Raw genomic sequence first — 3,799 nt, forward strand, 5'->3', positions numbered from 1 at the left:
CAGGTATAGCCTGCCCGCAGGATGGCCGACATGGTGACTGCAAACTGCGGAACATTTGGCAGCATGATCGCAACCCGCGCCCCGCTCTCAAGACCCAAGCTTTGCAGCCAGGCACCTAAAGCCGACGACAGCTCATCGAGCTGTCCGTACGTCATCCAGCGATCCATGCAAACCGAAAAAGGTTTGGCCGCGTTTTTCTTGAACGAGTCCTCCAGCAGATGATTCAACGAGCGGAACTGCTCGGTGTCGATCTCGTGTGAGACGCCTGCGGGATAACTTTTGAGCCAATGCTTGTTCATACACACTCCTTGCGGCCCATTGTGAAAGCCGCGCAGTGGAATCCTTATGGGGCTTGTCCTAATGCCGGCGTGGCATTACGGTCCGGCAGCCAGCAAATGGCCCAATCTGGTCTCGCAGGTGACAGCATCGTCCGCGAACAGGGTATGAATCCAGGCCGTTTCGCGGTCCTTGATCAAGCGCAGGAACTCGTCGGCTCCGCGCATGTTGGCAAAGGCGTCAAAGCCGGTTTCCAGAAAGTGCTGCAGGGAGTTCAACCCCGCCGCGGCAGCTGGCCCTCTCATCATCTTGAGCAGCGTGCGAAGGCCGAACGTCCGCGTCAGGCGGTTGAGTTCGTCCCCAAGGTGCAGGACAACTTCAAGCTGCCGGGTGCGTGCGGCTACATCCCCGACCCGGCGCCAGCACCGGATGTATCTCCCACAGTCGCCGCTTTCCGGGATGGCTGCGGTGTCCGCCAGCCATTCCCGCGCCATGAGGTCGTCGAGTTTCTCCGTCAGCGCGTGCACTTCCGCCAGCGCGGCAGCCGTGCTGACAACAGGTTGCGGGAAAAGTTTGGCGATGGTGCTTGCGATACGCGCAAACTGCTGGTCGCGTTCGGCGTAGTCTTTGTCGCTGTACAGCTCCTGCAGGAAGAAGGTGGCGGCAGTTTTATACCGCGGGCTGTGCAGCAGGTCCGAGTAAGTGGCCTGAAAACGGCGCGCCTGAAACCGTTTGACCTCCGCGCTCGCCCTGGCCAGCGGTGGGTCTGCCGCGTGCTGCTGCCGAAGCTGCGCAACGGTTTGCAGTGCGTGATGAATTTGTTGTGCGGATGCGTCCATACAAACCCGGAGTTTATCTAGGTACGGCCCCCTATAGAAACCTAAATGCGCATGAGAAACTTCCCGGATGCAAAGAAGAACGCTTCTCAAGCTCGGTGCCGCGTCGGCGGCCGTGCTGGTTGTCGCCGGCGGCGCTGCTGCTTTGCTGCAGCCTGGCCTGACCGGGGGAGTCTTGACTCACTCGGGGCGTGAGATTTTTTCCGCCGTGGGCCGCGCCGTTCTGGATACGACGCTGCCTGCAGACGCCGGCCCACGCGAAATTGCGCTGCAGGGCTTGCTCAGCCGGATCGACATCCTGGTTCAATCCCTTCCGCCTCATGCGCAGGCGGAGTTGTCCCAGCTGCTGGCGTTGCTGGCCAGTGCTGGCGGCCGGCATGCGCTGGCCCGCTTGAGCCGGCCTTGGCCCGAAGCCTCTGTTGCAGATATCCAGCAGGCGCTTCAGGATATGCGCCTGTCAAGCTTCGCGCTGCGCCAGCAGGCGTACGCCGCCCTGCACGACATCACGGCCGGCGCGTATTTTTCCGAGCCGTCCAGCTGGCCAATGTTGGGCTATCCCGGTCCCGTCAAAATCTGAAGCCATCGAAAGCAGCATGAGTCAACTGAAAGACCCGATCCGCGAAGGTATTGCGCGCGGCTGGAAAGTCATGGGTGGCGCGCTCGGCCCGGTACCTGAAAAAATCACCTGTGACGTCGCCATTATCGGCAGCGGCGCAGGCGCCGGAGTCACGGCCGAGCTGTTGGCCAAGGCCGGCTTGCAGGTGTTGCTCGTTGAAGAAGGCCCGCTTAGAAGCAGCTCGGATTTCAACCAGAAAGAGTCAGAGGCCTATCCTTCGCTTTACCAGGAAAGCGCCGCCCGCAAAACAGAAGACAAAGCCATCAACATCCTGCAGGGGCGCTGCGTGGGTGGCTCCACCACGGTGAACTGGACCAGCTCTTTCCGAACACCCGCTTCCACGCTTCAATTCTGGCAGGACAGGTTTGGGCTGGGGGGCTACACCGTGGAAGCGCTTGCACCGTATTTCGCGCAGGCCGAGCAGCGGCTGAACATCACGCCCTGGCTGGTGCCGCCGAACGAGAACAACGACCTGTTGCGAAGAGGCGCCGCCAAACTGGGCATTCCCGCTTCGGCGATCTCCCGCAACGTCAAGGGTTGCTGGAACCTGGGCTCGTGCGGATTGGGTTGCCCCACCAATGCCAAGCAGTCCATGTTGGTCACCACCATTCCCGCCGCGCTCGACCGCGGGGCGCAACTGCTCACTGAAACCCGCGCAGAAAGCCTTGAACTGGCCAATGGCAGGGTCACCGCGCTGATATGCCGGGGTGTAGAGCCAAATGGGGCGCTGGCCCAATCAGGACATGCGCAACCAGCTATCAAAATAAGAGCAAAACACTATGTGCTGGCCGGTGGTGCCATCAACTCGCCGGCCGTCCTGCTGCGCTCCCAGGCCCCCGACCCGCACGGCGTGCTGGGCGCCCGGACATTCCTGCACCCGGTCGTGATGTCCTCCAGTGTGTTTGCCCAGAAGGTGGAGGCCTGGAGCGGTGCGCCGCAAACTATCTACTCTGACCATTTCCTGGAAACCCAGGCGATTGACGGACCGATTGGCTACAAGCTGGAAGCCCCACCTCTGCACCCGATCATTTTTGCGTCGACAGTCCCGGGCTTCGGTCAGAGTCAGCACGACCTGCTCAAGTCTTTTCCCTACAACCACACGCTGCTGGCCTTGCTTCGCGATGGTTTTCATGATGAGTCGCCTGGCGGCCAGGTGAAGCTGCGCAGTGACAACTCCGCCGTGCTGGACTMTCCGCTGACGGACTACGTCATGGAGGGTGGGCGCAGGGCTCTGCTGTCAATGATGGAAATCCAGTTTGCAGCGGGTGCCAAACAGGTTTTGCCGCTGCACGAAATGGCCAGGCCCTATACCTCTTGGGCCGAGGCGCGTGATGCGGTCAATGCCTTGCCCATGAAGCCGATGCTCACGCGGGTGGTGAGCGCCAATGTCATGGGCGGCTGCAGCCTTGCGGGCGCTGAACGACAGGGCGTTACCCGGCCCGACGGCGTGCATTGGCAACTCGAAAATCTTTCGATTCACGACGGGTCGCTTTTCCCCACCAGCATTGGCGCCAATCCGCAACTTTCCATCTACGGCGCCGTGAATCGCCTGGCGCAAGGCCTCGCCAAAAAAATGTCGGGCAAGGATGTCACACTGGCCTGAGATACTGCGGGTTTGATCTCGCGCCGATTCATTCATGCTGGCTCAACTGCAAAGATTCATCACCCTGACCCTGGTCGCCGCGGCTTTCGGCTGGCTGTTCTGGTTCCGCAGCAGCTCTCCCATGCTGGCCGTCACCGGCTTCCTGCTGATTGCACTGGGGTACACCGGTTTCCTCGCCCTTGAGTTTTTACTCCTTCGGTACATCAACAAGGCAGATCCGGCGCCCCAGCCCACCTGGACAGAACTTCTGCGCGCATGGCTGGGTGAGACATTGACGGCTCCTCGCGTGTTCTGCTGGCGCCAGCCCTTTCGCTCCAATGCTGTCCCGGACAGGGTCCTGCCGGCCGAGACAGCCCAAGGTCGCCGCGGCGTGGTGTTTGTGCACGGGTTCTTCTGCAATCGTGGCCTGTGGACACCCTGGCTCAAGCGGGTTCGAGGCAGCGGACGCGCCTTTGTCGCTGTCAATCT

5 protein-coding genes are annotated in these 3,799 nt (G+C 61.2%); 3 read left to right on the forward strand and 2 right to left on the reverse strand.

Going from position 1 to position 3,799, the window contains the following annotated elements; genetic code table 11:
• The coding region (locus tag AC1D1X_RS17985; protein WP_477698806.1) for an AMP-binding protein at positions 1 to 299 on the reverse strand (299 nt) is incomplete at its 3' end.
• Between the two features lie 75 nt (positions 300 to 374).
• Complete coding sequence (locus AC1D1X_RS17990) at positions 375 to 1,115, reverse strand: DUF8198 family protein (RefSeq protein ID WP_477670127.1); 741 nt, start codon at positions 1,113 to 1,115, stop codon at positions 375 to 377.
• Positions 1,116 to 1,182: 67 nt separating this feature from the next.
• Between AC1D1X_RS17990 and AC1D1X_RS17995 the strand changes: the two genes are divergently transcribed.
• The 3 genes from AC1D1X_RS17995 to AC1D1X_RS18005 all read left to right on the forward strand — a co-directional run.
• Positions 1,183 to 1,689 (forward strand): hypothetical protein, encoded by a 507-nt coding sequence (locus AC1D1X_RS17995; protein ID WP_477670126.1) that lies wholly within the window; start codon positions 1,183 to 1,185, stop codon positions 1,687 to 1,689.
• Positions 1,690 to 1,705: 16 nt separating this feature from the next.
• Positions 1,706 to 3,331, forward strand: a complete 1,626-nt coding sequence (locus AC1D1X_RS18000) for a GMC family oxidoreductase (RefSeq protein WP_477698807.1) — start codon at positions 1,706 to 1,708, stop codon at positions 3,329 to 3,331.
• 34 nt (positions 3,332 to 3,365) lie between these two features.
• Positions 3,366 to 3,799, forward strand: a 434-nt coding sequence (locus tag AC1D1X_RS18005) for a lipase family protein (protein WP_477698808.1), incomplete at its 3' end; no start/stop codon positions are given.

This window comes from Polaromonas sp. P1_G4, assembly GCF_056405475.1.